We start from the raw sequence: 1,730 nt of genomic DNA, 5'->3' as shown, positions 1-1,730 counted from the left end.
CCCCCGGGCCCGCCGGCTCCCCCGGGCCCGCCGCCCCATCCGGGCCCGCGGGGCCGCCCGGCCCCCGCCCGCCGGCACCCGCCGCGCTCCGGCACGCCCTCGCCGCCCAGGAGAAAGGATGACGGTGCTCCCCCGCAAGAACGTCCTGCTGGCACCGGTCACGGTCACCCCGACCAAACCGCTGACGCCCAGCCACCTCAAGGGCCTGCTGTGGACCGACGTGATGTTCCGGGCCACCGCGCCGCTCGCCGCGGTGACCTACCGCTACAGCCACACCACCTACCACGTCACCGAGCAGACGGTCGGCTTCTGGGAGTACCTCGACCGCACCCCCGGGGCGGCCGACTACACCCGGCTCTCCGAGGAGGAGATCGGGGACCTGTACGTCCGCTACCGCGCCGACGGGCAGCGCCAGGGCGCCGACGTCCTGCGCCCCTACCGGGACGCCGTCGAGCACGGCGGCTGGGTCCATCCCGCGAGCGAGCGGATGCTGCGGCTGTGGGCCGGGCACTACGAGCGCCTCGGCATGCACGACCCCGGCCTGCGGGAGCACCAGCCCCCCGGCCTCGGACTGGAGGAGATGCTGGAGCGGCTGGCCGCCGTGGGCCTGGTCCTGGACCAGCGGCACTGCGGAGGCCCCGTGTACCTGGACCTCACCCGGTACGGGATGCCGCTGCGCCGGATCGTCACGGCCGACGGCCGCCCCAACTACCTGGCCTGCGCGCTGCGCGAGCTGCTGCCGCTGGTCCCCTGGTACGACGAGGTCGTCCTGCTCTACGACCGCGAACTCGACGCGGACTACCAGCTGCTGAACCGGGTGCTGACCCGGCTGGGACCGACGGTGCGCCGGGTGCCGATCGGCCGGGTCCCCATCGACGGCAAGATCACCTCGGCCCGGCACGGCGGCTGGCACGGCCACACGGCCGGCGCCCTGCTGCGGGCCTCGGCCGAGGCCTGCGCGGACACCGGCGAGGACGCCGAGGGCGCGCTGCGGCTCGGCATGCGCCTGTACTTCATCGCGACGCTCGGCCCGGGACAGCAGCAGTCCTTCCGCCACGACCTGCTGCGGCACTGCCTGACGGTGGCCGCCCGGCTGCTGAGGCGGTCGGCGGCCGCCGCCGCGTCCGGTGCGGGCGGGCTCGCCGACGCGCTGGAGCGGCACCGGCGGGGCCACACGTACGTCGACCCCTACCGGCTGGCCTGTTCGCTGCTGGGCAAGGGCCGGCCCGCTCCCGATCCCGGACTGCTCTCGGCGGTGTTCCTGTGACCGGCTCCCCCGAACCCGTGGCGGCCGCGGCCCTCGCACCGCACCCGCCGTTCCCGCGATCCTTCCCGCCGTCCTCCCCGCCGTCCTTCCCGCTGTCCTCGGCCGCCCTGCTCGCGTCGGCCGCGGACCGCGTGCGCTCGGCCCGCCCCGAACTCGCCGACCGGCTCGACCTGTCCAGCGCGCAGGCGCTGCGCGCCGTCCGGGCCGAGATCCACGGCGGGCGCGCCGGCGAGGGCGACGAGGTGCTGGCCGTCGTCGTCATCGGCCGGCTCGACCTGCCCCGGTGGGTCCGCGAGACGTGCGCCTTCGCCCTCGGCGTGGGACCCGGGGCCCGGGACGCCTGGCGGCGCTCGTTCACCCGTACCGTCTACCTGGCCGGAAGCCCCGCCAACCTGCGGGACCGCTTCGCCTTCGACCACGTCGCCGGCGACGACTCGGTGGCCTGGGGTGTGTGTGATAGAGA

At 76.0% G+C, this 1,730-nt stretch carries 2 protein-coding genes; both read left to right on the top strand.

Annotated elements, in window-relative coordinates; all coding sequences use genetic code 11:
* Nucleotides 1-118 precede the first annotated feature (118 nt).
* Entirely contained in the window at nucleotides 119-1,267 is a 1,149-nt protein-coding gene (locus ACFXA3_RS42150; protein ID WP_385196760.1) for a hypothetical protein, read from the top strand.
* Nucleotides 1,264-1,730, top strand: a 467-nt coding sequence (locus tag ACFXA3_RS42145; protein WP_385196758.1) for a DUF6182 family protein, incomplete at its 3' end; no start/stop codon positions are given. The genes ACFXA3_RS42150 and ACFXA3_RS42145, both read left to right, overlap by 4 nt.

Source organism: Streptomyces sp. NPDC059456, from assembly GCF_042750055.1.
Lineage (GTDB): Bacteria > Actinomycetota > Actinomycetes > Streptomycetales > Streptomycetaceae > Streptomyces.
This window is presented reverse-complemented; position numbering and strand designations above follow the sequence as displayed.